At 67.5% G+C, this 16,377-nt stretch carries 19 protein-coding genes; 14 read left to right on the forward strand and 5 right to left on the reverse strand.

The annotated features are described in order from the left end of the window. Nucleotides 1–8: 8 nt before the first annotated feature. Nucleotides 9–158 carry a 50S ribosomal protein L40e gene (locus tag NDI85_RS15110; RefSeq protein ID WP_166967608.1) on the forward strand — a complete coding sequence of 50 codons (150 nt, stop codon included), beginning with the start codon at nucleotides 9–11 and terminating at the stop codon, nucleotides 156–158. Nucleotides 159–216: 58 nt separating this feature from the next. On the opposite strand, the gene NDI85_RS15115 is transcribed toward NDI85_RS15110, so the two are convergent. Further along, a complete protein-coding gene (locus NDI85_RS15115) occupies nucleotides 217–828 on the reverse strand; it encodes an MBL fold metallo-hydrolase (RefSeq protein WP_310916255.1) in 612 nt (203 codons plus the stop codon). 110 nt (nucleotides 829–938) lie between these two features. On the opposite strand from NDI85_RS15115, the gene NDI85_RS15120 reads away from it, so the two are divergent. From NDI85_RS15120 to hisH, 5 genes are all read left to right on the forward strand, one after another. Next, a complete protein-coding gene (locus NDI85_RS15120; protein ID WP_310916256.1) occupies nucleotides 939–1,658 on the forward strand; it encodes a ThuA domain-containing protein in 720 nt (239 codons plus the stop codon). 128 nt (nucleotides 1,659–1,786) lie between these two features. Next, nucleotides 1,787–1,978: a DUF5786 family protein gene (locus NDI85_RS15125; protein WP_166967614.1), complete on the forward strand. Its 192-nt coding sequence runs from the start codon at nucleotides 1,787–1,789 to the stop codon at nucleotides 1,976–1,978. Continuing rightward, nucleotides 1,975–2,526 (forward strand): DUF99 family protein, encoded by a 552-nt coding sequence (locus NDI85_RS15130; protein WP_310916257.1) that lies wholly within the window; start codon nucleotides 1,975–1,977, stop codon nucleotides 2,524–2,526. Before NDI85_RS15125 ends, NDI85_RS15130 begins: the two co-directional genes overlap by 4 nt. A gap of 44 nt (nucleotides 2,527–2,570) precedes the next feature. Further along, nucleotides 2,571–3,158: a uracil-DNA glycosylase gene (locus NDI85_RS15135; protein WP_310916258.1), complete on the forward strand. Its 588-nt coding sequence runs from the start codon at nucleotides 2,571–2,573 to the stop codon at nucleotides 3,156–3,158. 274 nt (nucleotides 3,159–3,432) lie between these two features. Further along, entirely contained in the window at nucleotides 3,433–4,134 is a 702-nt protein-coding gene (hisH, locus tag NDI85_RS15140) for an imidazole glycerol phosphate synthase subunit HisH (protein WP_310916259.1), read from the forward strand. Between the two features lie 31 nt (nucleotides 4,135–4,165). Here hisH and NDI85_RS15145 read toward each other — a convergent pair whose 3' ends face one another. Together NDI85_RS15145 and NDI85_RS15150 are read right to left on the reverse strand one after the other, a co-directional pair. Next, on the reverse strand, nucleotides 4,166–4,462 hold the full coding sequence (locus NDI85_RS15145; protein WP_189000272.1) for a hypothetical protein: 297 nt from the start codon (nucleotides 4,460–4,462) through the stop codon (nucleotides 4,166–4,168). Nucleotides 4,463–4,723: 261 nt separating this feature from the next. Continuing rightward, nucleotides 4,724–5,071, reverse strand: coding sequence for a hypothetical protein (locus NDI85_RS15150; RefSeq protein WP_310916260.1), 348 nt, complete (start codon nucleotides 5,069–5,071; stop codon nucleotides 4,724–4,726). Between the two features lie 95 nt (nucleotides 5,072–5,166). Here NDI85_RS15150 and NDI85_RS15155 point away from each other — a divergent pair, with 95 nt between their 5' ends. Together NDI85_RS15155 and NDI85_RS15160 are read left to right on the forward strand one after the other, a co-directional pair. After that, on the forward strand, nucleotides 5,167–6,852 hold the full coding sequence (locus tag NDI85_RS15155; RefSeq protein WP_189000266.1) for a histidine kinase N-terminal 7TM domain-containing protein: 1,686 nt from the start codon (nucleotides 5,167–5,169) through the stop codon (nucleotides 6,850–6,852). Between the two features lie 44 nt (nucleotides 6,853–6,896). After that, nucleotides 6,897–8,000 (forward strand): tRNA (guanine(26)-N(2))-dimethyltransferase, encoded by a 1,104-nt coding sequence (locus tag NDI85_RS15160; RefSeq protein WP_310916261.1) that lies wholly within the window; start codon nucleotides 6,897–6,899, stop codon nucleotides 7,998–8,000. Nucleotides 8,001–8,005: 5 nt separating this feature from the next. Here the strand turns inward: NDI85_RS15160 and NDI85_RS15165 are convergent, their stop codons facing one another. Next, complete coding sequence (locus NDI85_RS15165; RefSeq protein WP_310916262.1) at nucleotides 8,006–8,425, reverse strand: hypothetical protein; 420 nt, start codon at nucleotides 8,423–8,425, stop codon at nucleotides 8,006–8,008. A gap of 89 nt (nucleotides 8,426–8,514) precedes the next feature. Here NDI85_RS15165 and NDI85_RS15170 point away from each other — a divergent pair, with 89 nt between their 5' ends. From NDI85_RS15170 to NDI85_RS15180, 3 genes are all read left to right on the forward strand, one after another. Beyond that, complete coding sequence (locus tag NDI85_RS15170) at nucleotides 8,515–9,951, forward strand: MATE family efflux transporter (RefSeq protein WP_189000258.1); 1,437 nt, start codon at nucleotides 8,515–8,517, stop codon at nucleotides 9,949–9,951. 66 nt (nucleotides 9,952–10,017) lie between these two features. Then, the gene (locus NDI85_RS15175; RefSeq protein WP_189000255.1) at nucleotides 10,018–11,262 is read left to right on the forward strand and encodes a YihY/virulence factor BrkB family protein; all 1,245 of its coding nucleotides are present in this window, start codon (nucleotides 10,018–10,020) and stop codon (nucleotides 11,260–11,262) included. Continuing rightward, entirely contained in the window at nucleotides 11,259–12,149 is an 891-nt protein-coding gene (locus NDI85_RS15180; protein ID WP_189000252.1) for a phosphatase PAP2 family protein, read from the forward strand. Before NDI85_RS15175 ends, NDI85_RS15180 begins: the two co-directional genes overlap by 4 nt. A gap of 13 nt (nucleotides 12,150–12,162) precedes the next feature. Here NDI85_RS15180 and glnA read toward each other — a convergent pair whose 3' ends face one another. Further along, nucleotides 12,163–13,518, reverse strand: a complete 1,356-nt coding sequence (glnA, locus tag NDI85_RS15185; RefSeq protein WP_189000235.1) for a type I glutamate--ammonia ligase — start codon at nucleotides 13,516–13,518, stop codon at nucleotides 12,163–12,165. Between the two features lie 126 nt (nucleotides 13,519–13,644). Here glnA and lrp point away from each other — a divergent pair, with 126 nt between their 5' ends. From lrp to NDI85_RS15200, 3 genes are all read left to right on the forward strand, one after another. Next, nucleotides 13,645–14,103, forward strand: a complete 459-nt coding sequence (lrp, locus tag NDI85_RS15190; RefSeq protein ID WP_166967637.1) for an HTH-type transcriptional regulator Lrp — start codon at nucleotides 13,645–13,647, stop codon at nucleotides 14,101–14,103. 77 nt (nucleotides 14,104–14,180) lie between these two features. Beyond that, nucleotides 14,181–14,777 carry a TetR/AcrR family transcriptional regulator gene (locus NDI85_RS15195; protein ID WP_310916263.1) on the forward strand — a complete coding sequence of 199 codons (597 nt, stop codon included), beginning with the start codon at nucleotides 14,181–14,183 and terminating at the stop codon, nucleotides 14,775–14,777. Next, nucleotides 14,774–16,258 carry an MATE family efflux transporter gene (locus NDI85_RS15200; protein WP_189000228.1) on the forward strand — a complete coding sequence of 495 codons (1,485 nt, stop codon included), beginning with the start codon at nucleotides 14,774–14,776 and terminating at the stop codon, nucleotides 16,256–16,258. The genes NDI85_RS15195 and NDI85_RS15200 overlap by 4 nt, the downstream gene beginning before the upstream one ends. Nucleotides 16,259–16,377 lie beyond the last annotated feature (119 nt).

The following is a 16,377-nucleotide window of genomic DNA, read 5'->3' on the forward strand; positions in this document are numbered from 1 at the left end:
CGACTCGCATGGCTAGCTTCGAGGAAGCATCAGATCGAATCCTGAACAAACAGATTTGCATGCGCTGTAACGCCCGGAACCCCCAGCGCGCACAGCAGTGCCGGAAGTGCGGCTACGGGAACCTTCGCCCGAAGGCGAAGGAGACGCGCAGCGCCTGAGACAGTCTCACTTCTCACTCGCCGCGAGTCGACCAGCGACGGCGCTCTCTACCGACTCTCACTCGTCGGGGTACTTCGGCTCGCGGCGCTCGGCCCGATCTAAGGCCCGTTCGACCACTTCACGCACGTCACCGTGGAAGACGCTCCCGTGACCCGAGTACATGTGCTCGACGCCGTCGGGCATCCGGTCTAACAGTTCTCGGATGCTCTCGATGAGTCGCTCGCGGGACTGGCCGGGGTAGTCCGTGCGGCCGAACGACCCGTCGTCGAACGCGCCGTCGTCGTGGACCACCACGTCGCCCGAGAACAGCGAGTTCGCCGAGACCAGCGAGACGTGGTCGTCGGCGTGGCCGGGCGTGTACACCACGTCGCAGGCCTCGTCGCCGACGAGCAGTTCGTCGCCGTCCTCGATGGCGTGGTCCCGGCGCGCGTGGTCGCCGTAGGCGTACAGCGGCGCGTCGAACGCATCGAGCACCGCGTCCAGTCGCTCGACGTGGTCGCCGTGCTGGTGGGTCAGGACGACGGCGTCCAGCGAGTCGGTGTGGTCTCGAATCGCGTCGACCACGCCCTCCATCGCGCCCGCGTCGACGAGTGTGGTGCGCTCGCCGATGGCGAGGTAGGCGTTACAGGTGAACGTCTCGGCGTCGGCGGTGACGTTGTGGACCTCCATGTCCGTGCCGTGTGGCGGGAGTCGCTTGAGTGTTTGTGGCGGCGCGGTGGCGTCGCCGTCGGGCCGTGCCAGTCGCCGAAGCTATACGTCGAGAGGCGGAGGGTCACCACATGGCATCCGTCACGGTCTGGAACGAGTTCGTCCACGAACGCGAAGGCGGGGACGCCGCCGAGGTGTACCCCGACGGCATCCACGCGACCATCGCCGAGGCGCTCGACCAACGGGGTCACGACACCCGCACGGCGACGCTCGACGACCCGGAGCACGGCCTCACCGAGTCGGTACTCGACGAGACGGACGTGTTGGTGTGGTGGGGCCACGTCGCCCACGACGAGGTCGACGACGACGTCGTCGAGCGGGTCGCCGAACGCGTCTACGACGGGATGGGCCTGCTCGTCCTCCACTCGGCACACGCCTCTAAGCCGTTCAAGCGACTGCTCGGGACGCCCTGTGACCTGACGTGGCGTGAGGAGGGTGAGCGCGAACGGTGCTGGGTCGTCGACCCCGGACACCCCATCACCGACGGCCTGGACGACTCGCTGGTCATCGAGGAGGCCGAGATGTACGGCGAGCCGTTCGGCGTCCCGGAACCCGACAGGCTCGTGTTCACCTCGTGGTTCGAGGGCGGCGAGGTGTTCCGGAGCGGGTGTTGCTACCGGCGGGGCCGCGGGAACATCTTCTACTTCCGGCCGGGCCACGAGACGTATCCCATCTACCACCGCGAGGACGTCCAGCAGGTGTTGGACAACGCCGTCCGGTGGGCCACGCCGAACGAGGGGGCCGACGCCCACGCCGGCAACCGGAACGTCGACCCGCGCGAGTCGCTGTAACCCGTCCTCGGTAGCTGGTCGTAAACGGCCGCCTTACGCGCCCACGCGCGTAGACCTCGGAAAAGATAGAGCGGGGGTGCGACCGGCGAGTGATTTTTCACGGTGAACTACATAGTTGTACACGTACCATGGGGTTCGGGAGCTACGACGAGTCGGAACAAGACAATCAGGAGTACGACACAGAGTTCGACGACGAGGATGGGCTTGACGCCGAGGAGAACGCCCACGAGGGCGCCGTCGAATACGAATTTACCGCGTCGAACGACGAACTACTCGACCGGCTGAAAGACATCAAGGAGGACGAGAACACGAACACGTGAAAGCCGGCGTCCGTGCGCTCGGCGTCGCCGAATCGTATCGCGAGTCGACCAGCCACCTCGCGGGCACCGTCGTCCGCGCCAGCCGCGTCGTCGACGGGTTCGTCTTCGACACCTGCACCGTCGGCGGGCGCGACGCGACCGAGACTATTTGTGCGATGGTCGACCGACTGGACCGTGAGGACGTCCGCTATCTCTTGGTCGCCGGCATCGCGCCGGCGTGGTTCAACGTCCTCGATTTGCACGCGATTCAGGGCCGGACCGACCTGCCGACCATCTCGGTCACGTTCGAGTCCTCGCCGGGACTGGAGGGGGCCATCCGCGAGGCGTTCGACGACCCCGACGCCGTCGCGGCCCGCCTCGACACGTACCGCGCCCAGCCAGACCGCCGCCCGGTCACCGTCAACGGCGAGACGGTGTACGTTCGGGCGGTCGGTATCGAGGACGACGCGGCCGCCGACGTGGTCCGCGCGTTCACCCCGGAGGGCGGCCGGCCCGAACCACTGCGTGTCGCCAGACTGGCCGCCCGTGGGCTTGTCGACGCCGAGTGACCGACAACCGCCGGTCTTGATACGACCCGGGCCGAACGACGAGTATGGAGCAGATGGACGGGTTGGACGTGGTCGCCTGCGAGCGCTGCGAGGAACTCTGTGCGTCGCGGTCCCGAATCGTCAACGGCGTCGGCCCGGCCGACGCGGACCTGCTGTTCGTCGGCGAGGCGCCGGGCGCCAACGAGGACGAACAGGGCGAACCGTTCGTCGGCCGCAGCGGCGACGTGCTGGACGACGGCCTGCGCGAGGTGGGACTCGACCGCGGCGACGTCCGCATCACGAACTGCGTGCGCTGTCGCCCGCCGGAGAACCGCGACCCGAGGAAGGGGGAACTCGCCAACTGCCGCGAGTACCTGGAGGCCGAAATCGACCGCGTCGACCCGGAACTCGTAATCACGCTCGGGAAGGTGCCCGCCGAACACCTGCTTGGCCGGGACGTGGCGGTCACCGGCGAGGCCGGCGACGTGGTCGACGTAACAATCGAGGGCGAACCGCGGCGCGTGATGGTCTGTGTCCACCCGGCGGCGACGCTGTACGACCCGAGTCAGAAGGAGACGTTCGCGTCGACGCTGGCGAAGGCCGCCGACTTCACGGACGGCGAGAGCGGGCAGCGACGGCTGGGGGACTACTAGACCACTTTTTGCTGCGTCGGGTGTCCTCGCGCGCTCTCCGAGCGCTTTCCGAGCGCGCTGCGGGCACCACTCCTTGCAAAAACCTGGGAAAAAGGCGGGACCTCGCTTCGCTCGGTCCCGTGAAACCGTGCCGCCGGCGCGGGATGCTCACACTTCGGGCCTGCCCTTCCCCGCCGGCGCGCGACGGAGCGCGCGCCTGGCCACCACACCGCTACCGCTCGCGAAACCTGACCGAAGGAGAACGCACTTAGCCCGCCTCGGCCTACTCGCGCACATGAACACCAGACAGACCGCCGCCGAGGTGGTCGTCGTCGACTACGGACTGGGGAACCTCCGGAGCGTCACGCGCGGCCTCGAACGCGCCGGCGCGAGCGTCACGCTCTCGGAGGACCCGGCCGACTTCGACGCCGCCGACGGCATCGTTCTCCCCGGCGTCGGGGCCTTCTCCGAGGGCATGGACAACGCCGGGCCGTTCCGCGACGCACTCGTCGAACAGGCCGAGGCCGGCAAACCCCTGTTCGGCATCTGTCTCGGGATGCAGATGCTCCTGACCACCAGCGAGGAGGCCGACCACGCCGGACAGGGCGACGCCGAGGGACTGGACCTCGTCCCCGGGAAGAACGTCCGCTTTTCCCGCGACCAGACGGTGCCCCACATGGGCTGGAACGAACTGCACGTCCAGCGCGACCACCCCCTCGTCGAGGGCGTCGACAGCGTGGGGTCTTCGACCCCACGGGCAGACGGAACCCGTGGTTCCGTCGACGGCCAGTACGCCTACTTCGTCCACTCGTACTACGCCGTCCCCGACGACGAGGAGAGCGTCGTCGCCACCACCGACTACGGCGTCGACTTCGCCTCCATCGTCGCTAACGAGGCCGGCAACGTCTTCGGCACCCAGTTCCACCCCGAGAAGTCCGGCGAGACGGGTCTGCGCATCCTGCGGAACTACGTCGACTACTGCGTCGACCAGCGGTAACCACACGGTCGAGCGGGAGTGGACGGCCGACTCAGTTTCGCCCTCGGTGGATCAGCCACCGACTGATCGGCCCTTCCCGCTCGGAGTCCCGCTCACTGACGGTCAGATAGAGAAAGAGGACGACCCAACTCCCGAACGCGAGCGCGTCGCTGAGGCCGGCAAACAGCGTTGCGACCGGCCAGGCGAGCGAATGGGGAACGTCGTTCTCGGTCGCGCTCACACGGACGAACAACGCTAGCGTCACTGCCGGCACGATCGTCAGCAGTCCGGTGACGAGGAAATCCGACTCGCTCGGCATCGGACCGAACAGGAGTGGCAGTCCGGGCATATTTCCAACACACGAGGTGCGAATAAAGTAGTGTCGTCAAGTACCGGACCGTACCGTCCCCGTGGCCGACGCTCCCTCGGTCTACACGCCTGCTGTCGGTATCCGGGATGCCGTTCGTCAGTGGCGAGCATACCGCGCCGACGGCGCGGTTTCCCCGGAATCGCCGACGGCGATTCCGGCCTTTTTAGCGTAGATTTTTGCGGCGAGTGGTGTCCACAGGCCGCCGGAGGCGGCCGAGGACACCCGAGCCGGAAAAAGGTACTATAGGAAGTCCCGGACGTCCGAGTACCACATGTCGTGGTCGTCGACGGCGTCGATGGCCTCGGCGATGCGGACGGCGATGGCGTGCCAGCACAGGTCGTCGGGGTCCTCGCTGTCGAGGTTGTACTCGGCGTCGGCACACGGACAGCCGCCGTCCTCGACGATGTACTCGTCCTCGTAGCCGACGACGACGGTGAAATCGCGATAGCCTTTGACGCGACTCTCGCCGACGGCCTCGATGGCGCGCTGTCCGCGGTCGCCGTGGGCGTCGACGATAGCTGTCACTGCCTCCGGGGAGAGTGTCCCCTCGGATTCCAGCAGCGCAACCCAGTCGTCGACGGCGGTCACACGCTGGCTAGGCAGAGGTGTGACAAAACAGCGTCGTCTCCCTCGGTCCGCGAGGGCCCCGGAACCATAAACAGGGAGCGAACCCACGATGTGTCATGGTCGGCGCTGTCCCTTGGCTCGCACTGGGATCGTTCGCGTCGGGGGTGGGGTCGCTGTATCTGTTGGCTCAACTCCGCGACCACTGGGACAAGCCGGGTGCGAAGTGGTTCGTCGCGACCATCGCGACCATCACCGTCTGGTGTGGCACCTACGGCGTCGCCGTCCTCGCCTCGACGCCGCTCGTCCGCCGGGGACTGGAGGCGGTGACGTGGGTGTGTCTGGTGTGGATCGGGTTCTTCTTTCTCGCGTTCGCGCTGGGGTACACCGGCCGGACGACGATACTGGAGAGTCGGCTGTTCACCGGTTTGGCCGCCGTCCCGGCCGCTGGCTCCCTACTGGCGCTGACGAATCCGTTCCATACGCTCCTGTGGGACGACTTTCGTCCGCTGGCGGTCGATGGGGCCTCGCTCGTCCAGTACACCTTCCAGCCGTTGGGGTACGTCGTCGTCTTCGTCGCCATGCTGTTCGTCGTGTTCGGGACGGTGCTGGTGTTCGACACCGTCATCAGCTACGGCCCGCTGTACCGTCGCGAGGCCATCGCCGTCGGACTGAGTCCGGTCCCGCCCGGCCTCGCGGTGCTGGTGTGGGCGCTGGGCATCGGCCCGACGGCGAACCTGACGACGCTCGCGTTCCTCCCACACATCGCGTTGGACTCGTATGCCTTCATTCGGAGCGGTATGTTCGAGTTCCACCCGGCGACTCGTCGGGCGGGCGAGCGGGCGGCCATCGACGACATCGCGACGCCGGTGGCCATCGTCGACGTCGACGGCCGCATCGTCAACCTCAATCCGGCCGCCGAGTCGATGCTGGGCGTCGAGAAGCGGTCGGCGCTGACCGACCCGCTGGACGGACTGCTCGTCGGTGATACGTTTACCGTCGGCGAGGCCTACGACCGGTTCGCCGTCGAGAACGGCGGCCGGCGGGACGTCTACAAGGTCCAGCAGACGGAGTTACGCGACGCGGGCGACACCCATCTGGGGTACACCGCCGTCTTTCAGGACATCACCGACGAGATACAGCGCGAGCGCAGACTGGCGGTGCTGAACCGCTTTCTCCGCCACAACGTCCGCAACGAGAGCGTCGTCATTCAGGCCCGCGCCGAGTTGCTGGCGGCGGAACTGGAGGGCGAACCGGCCGACCACGCCGCGACCATCGAACGGGCCGTCGACCGCCTCGTCGAATCCGGCGATAAGGCCCGCACGCTCTCGACGGCCGGCGTCGACGCCGAGGATATCGAACCGGTCGCCCTCCGTGAACGCATCGAGGACACCGTGAGACCGCTCGCCGAGGAGTACGGGGGGACCGTCGACGTCGAGGTACCCGACGGCCTCACGCTCCGGACCCAGCCAGTGTTACTTGGCGTCGTCGTCACCAACCTCGTCGAGAACGCGCTGCAGCACGTCCCCGAGGCGACCGTCGAAGTGAGTACTCGCATCGAGGGTGACGACGTGGTCCTCACCGTCGCCGACAACGGCCCCGGCGTTCCCGAACACGAACTGTCGGTGATCGAACGGGGGCGGGAGACGGATTTGGACCACGGAAGCGGCATCGGTCTGTGGCTGGTTCACTGGGCGGTCCAGACGCTCGAAGGCGACCTCGCCTTCGACACGAGCGACGGGACGACGGCGACGGTCCGACTCCCGCGCGAACGCGCCGTCGTCAGCGATCCCGCCGCGGCCTGACCCACCTTCGAACGACTTAACGGCGCCCGCACGGAGAGACGGGTATGCGCGTCAGCGAGGGGCAGGTCACCGTCTCGGTCCCCGAACAACCGGATGCCGGCAAGGGAGCGGACGTGTTCTTCAACCCCGTACAGGAACTGAACCGTGACCTCACCGTGGCGGCGCTGCGGGCCTACCGGGAGCGCGACGACCGCGTCGAGCGCTATCTGGACGCCACCGCCGCCAGCGGCATCCGCGGGGTGCGAGCGGCCGCCGACGGGTGGGAGACGACGCTGTGTGACGTCGACGACGACGCCGTCGCGCTCTGTGAGGACAACCTCGATCGCAACGACCTCGCGGCCGAGGTTCGCCACCAGAACGCCAACGTCCTCATGCACTCGGAGGCGTTCGACGTGGTCGACGTCGACCCGTTCGGGACGCCGATTCCATTCGCCGACGCCGCCGTGCAGGGGACGAAACACCTGCTCTGTGTCACGGCCACCGACACCGCGCCGCTGTGTGGCGCTCACTTCGAGAGCGGCGTCCGGAGTTACGGTGCCGTCCCGCGAAACACCGAGTTCCACGCCGAGATGGGGATGCGCGTCCTGCTCTCGGCGATGGTGCGGACCGCCGCCCGCTACGACATCGCGGCCCGGCCGATTCTCAGCCACGCCACGAAACACTACGCTCGCACGTACCTCGACTTCGAACACGGCGCGCGGGTCGCCAACGACTGCATCGACGAACTGGGCTACGTCCACCACTGCCAGCACTGCCTGTGGCGCGACCACGACTACGGCCTCATCGCCGACGCGCCCGACGCCTGCCCGGTCTGTGACGAACACCTTCAGACCGCCGGCCCCATCTGGCTGGGCCGGACCTGTGACCCCGACTTCGCGGCGTCGGTCAGCGACCACCTCACCGAGGACATGGGCACCGCCGAGAAGGCCGAGGAGCTGTTGGCGACGCTCGGAGCCGAACTCGACACGCCGACCCACTACGACCAGCACCGCCTCTGCAAGCGGTGGGGTCGCGGTGCCGAGGCGATGGACACGTTCATCGAGAAACTCCGAGACGCGGGCTACGACGCCTCCCGCTCGCACTACGGCGGGACGACGTTCAAGACGGACGCCGACGTGACGGAGATTCGGGACGCGACGGCGGAGTAGCCGGGTTATCGCCCGTTGACCTGCCGGCCGCTATCGCCCGTCAGCGATCGGACGAGGCCGTAGGCCAGCAGGTACACCGGTCGAAGGAAGTAGTTCGCCATCCCGGCCAACCCGAGCAACCCGCCGAGCGCCTGTACCTCTTCGGGCGTCGCGCCCAGTTCGAGGACGAGCGGGGCGGCCGCGATAGCCGGCGCCAGCCACAGCGAGTCCAGCAGGCTGTCGACGTCGATGCCGACGACGAAGCCGACCTCGCCCTCGTCGGGACGGGTGAGATACAAGCCGCCGGCCAGCGCGAGCAACAGGACGACCAGCGGGAGCGACGCCGGCACGCCGGCGACGCCGAGTGCGAGCAACAGGCCGGCCGCGACGAGCAACAGTATCGTCACCTGCATCGTCGCCGACCGGATGGCCATCTCCGTCTCCATGTCTCGGTGCTCGCTCGGCCCGAGTATAAACCCTGTGTGGCCGGGTCGGGTCTTAACCCATTTGAGGGTCGACCGACAAGGTGGTGTTCGTGTCGTCCCGCTACAACCCCGTCCGTGCCCTCCTGCTGTTCGTCGGCGGCCTCCTCGCTCGCGCCGGCCTCGCCGAACGCGAGCGAATCGCACGGGCGACGGACCTCTCGTGGCCCCGCATCGTCACGGGACTCGCCCGGATGTCGAAGTCGACGGCGGACGTGGCGATGGTGGGGCTGGCTATCGGGCCGACGGCCATCGCCGGTGTCGGGTTCGCCTCGCCGTTCTGGGGGCTGGCGTTCGCGCTCGGCGGCGGCGTCGCTGGCGGGACCATCGGGATGGTGTCCCAACGGTTCGGCGCCGACGCCCGCGAGGAACTGGGGTTGACGGTGACGACGAGCGCCGCCGTCGTCCTCGCCATCACGCTCCCGGTGACGGCGGCGTACTGGCTCTACCCCGGGTTTCTGGTCGAACTCGTCGGCTCCGGAGACGCCGCCGTCGGCTACGGCGAACGCTACCTCAAAGTCGTCTCCATCGGCGTCCCGTTCGCCGCGCTGAACCTCGTCGGCAGTCGCACCCTCGTCGGGGCCGACGACGCCTACGCGCCCATGCTCGTTCGCGGGGGTGGCGCCGTCGTCAACGTCGTGTTCAACGCCACGCTCATCTTCGGGTTGGGGATGGGCGTGGTCGGGGCCGCCGTCGGCACCGTCGTCGCGAACGTCCTCGTCACCGCCGCCTTCGCCGTCGGCCTCGCCCGCGGCGGTCTGCCCGGCGTCGAGTTCCCCGTACAGATTCCGCTCTCGCGACCGTTCCTCGATGCGTCGCTGGCCCGTGACCTCGCGTCGATGGGGACGCCGCTCGTCGGAACGAACCTCGCCCGGACGGGCGCGCAGTTTCCGCGCCTGTTCATCGTCGGCCTGTTCGGCCCGACCGTCGTCTCGGCGTACGTCGTCGCTCTGCGGGTCCGAATGCTGCTCGACACGCCGAACTGGGGGCTGAGTTTGGCCTCCAGTAGCCTCGTCGGGCAGGCGCTGGGCGAGGACGACGAGCGCGAGGCGACCGAGTGGGCGCGGACCGTCCTCCGTCTCGGCATCGGCGTCTACGTCCTCGTCGCCGCCGCGCTCACGCCCTTCTCCCGCCAGATTAGCCGTCTGTTCGTCGACGACCCGGCCGTGATCGGACTGGTGACGGTGTTCGTCGCCGTCGCCTGCGCCAGCGTCGTCTTCCGCGGCGTCGACGGCGGCGCGACGGGACCGCTCCGGGCCAGCGGCGACACCCGGTGGCCGCTGTACTCCCAACTCGCCGGGATGTACCTCTTTGCGCTCCCAGTCGCCTACGTGGGTGTGCTCGTCCCGCGAATCGGCCTGTTCGCGCTGTACGCCTCCCTGCTCGTGGAGACGGCCGTCCCCGCCGCCATCACCTACTACCGGTTCGACTCCGGGACGTGGCGGGTGGTCAGTCGGGCCTATCGGCCCGACGCCGCGCTGGACGACTAGCGAGTCTCACCGGCGACGCCGTGGCGTAGCGCCGACATATTTGTATCGGCCGCCCGAGACACCGACGTGGACCGCAAACGCGCCGTCGCCGTCGTCAGCGAACTCGTCCAGACGGTTCGCGAGGACCAGATCTCGTTTCTGGCGGCCAGCATCGCCTACTACATGTTCGTCTCCGTCTTCCCGCTCCTGTTGCTCTCGCTGGTCGTCGGGTCGATAGTCGGCGGCGAGGCGTTCGCCGAGAGCGTCGTCGGCGCCGTCGGGTCGGCGCTGTCGCCCGCCGCCGCCGACCTCCTCGAAGACGCCCTGACGAGCGCCGTCGGACGGGGCGGTGCGACGGTGTTCGGGTTGGCAGTGACCGTCTGGGGCGCGCTGAAGGTGTTCCGCGGACTCGATCTCGCGTTCTCGCAAATCTACGGTACGTCGGGGGACGACTCCTTCGTCGGCACGGTGGTCGACGCCGCGTCGGCACTGGCGGGTATCGGACTGGCGCTCGCGGGTCTGTTCGTCGTCGGGTCGCTCGGCGCGTTCTTCGGCGTCACCGTCGCTCTCGGCGGACTGGCGCTGATCCCCGTCCTCACCGTCGCCTTCCTGCCGCTGTACTACCTCTTTCCGGACGCGGACCTCTCGCTCCGCGAGGCCCTGCCCGGGGCGTTGCTCGCCGCCGTCGCCTGGACGGTGTTCGGGACCGCCTTCAGCATCTACGCCTCGCAGGCCGGGAGCTTCCAGTTGTACGGCGTCATCGGCGGCGCGCTCTTGCTGGTGACGTGGTTTTACTTCGCCGGCCAGATTCTGCTCGTCGGGGCGGCGTTCAACAAGGTCCTCTTGGGCGATATGGACCGGCAACTACAACAGGAACCGCTTCGACGGTCCAGCAAAGCGATGAGCGAGGACGCCGACAGGCCGTCGGGCGAGACGCCACCGCCGGACGCTACCGGTGCCGGCGACGACCTGACCGACGAGGAACTCGAACAGTTACGCGAGGAGTTCGAGTCGTTCCGCGACGACATCGAGGACCGCACGCTCCACCAGGACGACGTCAAAGACGACCTGAAGCAGTACGTCCGTCGGCGGATGCGCCGGGGACACGCCCGTGGCTGGGGTCCCTACGTCGTCCTCCTCTATGGCACGATTATGACTCTCGGGGCGTTCTACTACCTGCAAGATCAGGGGCTCTGGGCCGTACTGGCGATGCTCGTCATCTGGCTCTCGACGCTCGGTCTGTACGTCGTCATGTTGCTCGTCGGCGTCACCTTCCGCGTGACCGGGCTCCCCGGCATCGCCATCGACAAGGTCCGCGACTGGCGTAGATGAGCCGAACCGTCGGCGTCACGGACCTCCTCTCGGAGCTTCCGGATGTGGCCGTCGTGGGCTTCGCGCTGGTCACGCAACTCGGCGACTTCTGGTTCGCCGCGTCGGCCTGTCTGCTCGCCTACTGGGTCGGCACGCAGACGCCATGGCTCGGTCGGGGCTTGACACGCGACCGAGCGGCGCGACTCCTCGGTCTGCTTTCCTGTGCCGTCGCGCTCGCCGTCGGACTGAAAGCGGTGTTCGTCCTCCCACGACCGCCGGGTGCGGGGACGGCGTCGAACGCTCACCTCGTTCCAGCCGTCCTCAGAGGCGTCTACGAGTCGATGGCCACCGGCGACGGCTACGGCTTCCCGAGCGGCCACGCGACGACGGCCGTGCTGGTGTGGGGCGGGTTCGCCGCGACGCTCCGAGCCGGCACCCGCCGCGCCCGCTACGCCGTGGCCGGGGTCGCCGTCGTGCTCGTCTCTCTGTCCCGACTCGTAATCGGCGTCCACTATCTGGTCGACGTTCTGGCCGGCGTGGCCATCGCGGGGACGGCGCTCTGGGTGGTCCTGACGTACCTGCGACGGCCAGACCGAGTATTCGCGTTCGCCGCGGCGCTGGCGCTCGTCGGCGTCGCGGCCGGCGGACTGACCCGCGACATGGCCGCCGGACTGGGGCTCGCGGCGGGCGGCGCGCTCGCGTGGCCGTTCCTGCCGAGCGTCCCCGAACCGACCCGGCGGGGTGCGGTGGTGACGGTCGTGCTTGGCGCACTCTCGATAGCGGTGCTCGCGGTCGGCATCGCCGCCGCCGAGTCCGTCCCGCCGCTGGTCGCGCTCTTGGCAGGTACCGGGATGGCGCTGTCGCTGGCGCTGCCGCTCGTCGGCGAGCGCGTCGCGAAAAAAACGTGAAGACGGATCCCGCTTAGAACTTCTCGAGGTACTGGTCGAGTTCCCACTGGGAGACGTCGACGAGGTACTCCTTGTGCTCCTGGCGCTTGGCTTCGACGAAGTTCTCGAAGACGTGTTCGCCCAGTGCGTCCTGTACGACTTCGTCCGCTTCGAGGGCGTCGACGGCCTCGCCGAGGTTCTCCGGCAGCGTGGTGATGCCGTACTCCTCGCGCTTCTGCTCGTCGAACTCGTAGATGTTCTCGCGGACCGGGTCGTCGCACTCGAGCTCCTTCTCGATACCGTCGAGACCCGCGTGGATGAGCGCGGCGAGGGCGAGGTACGGGTTACACGACGGGTCGGGGAAGCGAGCCTCGATACGCGAGGCGGCCGGCGTGCGGGCGGCCGGCTTGCGGATGAGCGCCGAGCGGTTGCGGTCGGACCACGCGACGTAGACGGGTGCCTCGTAGCCGGGGACGAGTCGCTTGTAGGAGTTCACGGTCGGGTTCGTGACCGCGGCGAGCGCGGGGGCGTGCTCTAAGATGCCGGCGGTGAACTGCTTGGCCTCCTCGCTGAGGTTGAACTCGTCGTCCTCGTCGTGGAACGCGTTCTCGCCGTCCTCGGTGAACAGCGAGATGTGGGTGTGCATCCCGGAGCCGTTGATGCGCGGGATGGGCTTTGGCATGAACGTCGCGTGCAGGTCGTGTTCGGCCGCGATGGCGCGAACGACGGACCGGAAGGTGGCGACGTTGTCGGCCGTGGTCAGGGCGTCGTCGTACGTGAAGTTGATCTCGTGCTGGCCCTGTGCGACCTCGTGGTGGGACGCTTCGATGTTGAAGCCCATCTCCTCGAGGCCGTAGATGATGTCACGGCGGACGTCGGAGGCGAGGTCCTTCGGCGCGAGGTCGAAGTAGCCGCCGGCGTCGTTGGTCTTCGTCGTCGCGCGCCCGTCCTCGTCCTCCTCGAAGAGGAAGAACTCCGGCTCGGGGGCGGCGTTGACTTCGTAGCCGAGGTCGTTGGCGCGCTGGATGGCGTCTTTCAGGACTCCGCGCGGGTCGCCCGAGAACGGCTCGCCGGTCGACGTGTTGATGACGTCACAGATGAGGCGAGCGCTGGAGCCGCCCTCGACGCTCTCGCGCCACGGCAGGACCGCGAACGTCGTCGGGTCCGGGTCGAGTCGCATGTCGGACTCCTGAATGCGGACGAAGCCGTCGATGGACGACCCGTCGAAGTAGATGCCCTCGGTGAAGGCCTTCTCGGCCTGATCGGCCGTGATGGAGACGTTCTTGACGGTGCCGAGGATGTCTGTAAACTGCAGTCGCAGGAAGTCGACGTTCTCTTCTTCGATCTCGTCGAGTACCTCCTGTGCTTCCGGTGAGAGTTCGCTTGTCATCTTTGGACACCGGGTAGGAACATTGCTACCACTAAAATACTGCCGTTTTACGCAAGGATTCCGAGGCTGTGCCCAGCAGTTGGACATTCGTAAAATTCTAATCCCCCGAGAACGTGTGTGGGTGTAATGACGTACGAAAATCTCGACCGCAAGTTGGTAAATGCGCTTCTGGGGGACGGACGGGCGAGTCTCCGAAGTCTCGGTGAGGACCTCGACGTCTCCGTCACGACCGTCTCGAACCACCTCTCCGCGCTCGAAGAGGACGGCATCATCAACGGCTACACACCGAAGGTCGACTACGACGCGCTGGGATACGACGTCACGGCTATCATCCAACTCAAGGTAGAGGGGTCCTCGCTCCCCGACGTGACCGAGAGTCTCAAACAGCACAAGCAGATGATATCGGTGTACGAGGTCACCGGTGACTACGACATCATCGCCGTCGGGAAGTTCATGGACACCGATGGGATGAACGCCCAGATCAAAGAACTGCTCACCGACCCCGAGATAAACGAGTCCAACACGTCGGTCGTCCTCAATACGGCGACCGAACACGAGCAGTTCGAACTGGACCTTCAGGAGTAACCCTTTCTGCCGTTCGTCTGCCCGGGGACCCGTGAGACCGATGGGTTCTTGACTGACTGGTCAGTTAGTTACTGATAATGAGCGACGGCGACACCTCCGAAGAGATCATGGGCGCGACCTACCGCGCGCTGTGTGCCCACGGGTACGCCGACCTGACGATGCAGGACATCGCCGACGAGTCCGAGAAGAGCAAGGCGGCGCTGCACTACCACTACGACAGCAAGCACGACCTGCTGTGTGCCTTCCTCGACTACCTCTACGACGGGTTCGTCGAGCGAACGTCCGACGTCGGAGGGGAGGACCACCACGAGACCCTCCTCGAACTCGTCGACGCGGTGCTGGACAAGCCCGACGACGACAGCGAGCAGTTCGGGACGGCGATCCTCGAAATCCGGGCACAGGCACCCTACGAACCCCGCTTCCGCGAACGGCTGACGCGGTTCGACGAGTACCTCGCGGACGAACTCACGACCGTCCTCGAAGCCGGCGTCGAAGACGGGACCTTCGACCCGGAGATGGATCCCAAGGACACCGCGCGGTTCGTCGTCACGGTGCTGACCGGTGCGGCCACCGAACGTGTCACGTCCGGCCGCTCCGTCGAGTGTACGCGGCGGATGCTCGCCGAGTACGTCGAGACCCACGTGCTGGCGACCGAACGGGAGGTCGAGGCGTGACCGTCCGCGACCGGATGGCCGCCCTCGGCGAGCGACTGGGCGGTCTGTTCAAAGGTCAAGAGGACCTCGAACTCACCAGCGGCCCCATCGGCAAGCCCCTGCTGTATCTCTCCTTTCCCATCGTCATCACCAACCTCCTGCAGGTCGCGTACAACCTCGCGGACACCTTCTGGCTGGGGCAGTACTCCACGACGGCGCTGGCGGCCATCTCCTTCGCGTTCCCGATGATATTCCTGCTCATATCGCTGGGGATGGGCCTCTCGGTGGCCGGGAGCGTCCTCGTTGCCCAGCACACCGGGGCCGACGAACCCGAGGAGGCGGAGTACGCCGCCTCCCAGACGCTCACCTTCGCCGTCGGGGCCTCGGTCGTCCTCGGCGCCGTCGGTTACTTCTTCGTCGAGGACTTCCTCGCGTTGCTCGGGGCCTCACAGCAGGTCCTGCCGGGTGCGACGGGCTACCTGCAGGTCGTCTCGCTTGGCCTGTCGACGATGTTCGGCTTCTTCGTGTTCATCTCGCTGATGCGCGGGGCCGGCGACACCGTCACGCCGATGCTCGTGATGTTCGGCACGGTCGTCCTCAACATCGCCCTCGACCCGTTCCTCATCTTCGGGTGGGGGCCGCTCCCCGAACTGGGCGTCGTCGGCGCGGCCGTCGCCACCGTCTTCTCCCGTGGGCTCGCGTTCGCCGTGGGCGTGGCACTCATGCTCCGCGGGAACCGTGGCATCCGCGTCAACCCGAGAGACATGGTGCCTGACTTTACGTACTTCCGGAAACTGCTCGAACTGGGCATCCCGGCCTCCGTCGAGGGGACCGGGCGAGCGCTGTCGGTCAACGCGATGCTGTTCATCGTCGGGACGTTCTCCGTGACCGTCGTCGCCGCGTTCGGCGTCGGCATCCGCGTGTTCTCGCTGGTGTTTATGCCCGCCATCGCGATGGACCGCGGCGTCGAGACGATGACCGGCCAGAACCTCGGCGCGGACCGACCCGACCGCGCCGCGAAGGCCAACCACTTCGCCGCGAAGTTCTCCTTCGTCATCCTGACCGCGCTCGGCGCCGTCACCATCTTCGCCGCGCCGACCGTCGTCAGCGTGTTCAGCGACGACCCCGCGGTCGTCGAAATCGGCGCCGAGTTCCTCCAGTGGGTCGCGCCCACCTTCGGGTTCATCGGCATCGTCCGCTCGTACTCAGGCGGGTTCCGCGGGTCGGGCAAGACGCTCACCGCGGCGGCGCTCGCGGTGACGATGCTCGGCGTCATTCGCTTGCCCGTCGCGTGGGTCGCCTCTCGGTCGGTGGTGGTCCCGGCGTGGCTCGGCCCGACCGTCGTCGACGCCTTCGCCTTCTCTCTGGCCGAACAGGGCATCTGGCTGGCATTCAGCGTCTCGAACGTCCTCGCGGCCGGTATCGCCGCCGCGTGGTTCCTCCGCGGGACGTGGCGCGAGGCCGACCCCCGTGCCGAGGGTGTCGCTATCGCCGACGACTGACGGGGACTGCCGTGGCCGTTTCCCGGTATTCGCCGACCCCGTGAGCAGATACCGACGACGGTCGGTCTGCCGCGCCACGTCGTGTGACGGCCGTCTGACGTACGTTCATGGGGGAACGC

Source organism: Haloarcula sp. S1AR25-4 (assembly GCF_031624555.1).
Taxonomy (GTDB): Archaea; Halobacteriota; Halobacteria; order Halobacteriales; family Haloarculaceae; genus Haloarcula; species Haloarcula pellucida.

What these genes read in the sequence shown, in the direction of transcription:
- NDI85_RS15110 (WP_166967608.1), top strand. Translation starts at nt 9, where the DNA reads ATGGCTAGCTTCGAGGAAGCATCAGATCGAATCCTGAACAAACAGATT.
- NDI85_RS15115 (WP_310916255.1), bottom strand. Translation starts at nt 828, where the DNA reads ATGGAGGTCCACAACGTCACCGCCGACGCCGAGACGTTCACCTGTAAC.
- NDI85_RS15120 (WP_310916256.1), top strand. Translation starts at nt 939, where the DNA reads ATGGCATCCGTCACGGTCTGGAACGAGTTCGTCCACGAACGCGAAGGC.
- NDI85_RS15125 (WP_166967614.1), top strand. Translation starts at nt 1,787, where the DNA reads ATGGGGTTCGGGAGCTACGACGAGTCGGAACAAGACAATCAGGAGTAC.
- NDI85_RS15135 (WP_310916258.1), top strand. Translation starts at nt 2,571, where the DNA reads ATGGAGCAGATGGACGGGTTGGACGTGGTCGCCTGCGAGCGCTGCGAG.
- hisH (WP_310916259.1), top strand. Translation starts at nt 3,433, where the DNA reads ATGAACACCAGACAGACCGCCGCCGAGGTGGTCGTCGTCGACTACGGA.
- NDI85_RS15145 (WP_189000272.1), bottom strand. Translation starts at nt 4,462, where the DNA reads ATGCCCGGACTGCCACTCCTGTTCGGTCCGATGCCGAGCGAGTCGGAT.
- NDI85_RS15155 (WP_189000266.1), top strand. Translation starts at nt 5,167, where the DNA reads ATGGTCGGCGCTGTCCCTTGGCTCGCACTGGGATCGTTCGCGTCGGGG.
- NDI85_RS15160 (WP_310916261.1), top strand. Translation starts at nt 6,897, where the DNA reads ATGCGCGTCAGCGAGGGGCAGGTCACCGTCTCGGTCCCCGAACAACCG.
- NDI85_RS15165 (WP_310916262.1), bottom strand. Translation starts at nt 8,425, where the DNA reads ATGGAGACGGAGATGGCCATCCGGTCGGCGACGATGCAGGTGACGATA.
- NDI85_RS15180 (WP_189000252.1), top strand. Translation starts at nt 11,259, where the DNA reads ATGAGCCGAACCGTCGGCGTCACGGACCTCCTCTCGGAGCTTCCGGAT.
- glnA (WP_189000235.1), bottom strand. Translation starts at nt 13,518, where the DNA reads ATGACAAGCGAACTCTCACCGGAAGCACAGGAGGTACTCGACGAGATC.
- lrp (WP_166967637.1), top strand. Translation starts at nt 13,645, where the DNA reads ATGACGTACGAAAATCTCGACCGCAAGTTGGTAAATGCGCTTCTGGGG.
- NDI85_RS15195 (WP_310916263.1), top strand. Translation starts at nt 14,181, where the DNA reads ATGAGCGACGGCGACACCTCCGAAGAGATCATGGGCGCGACCTACCGC.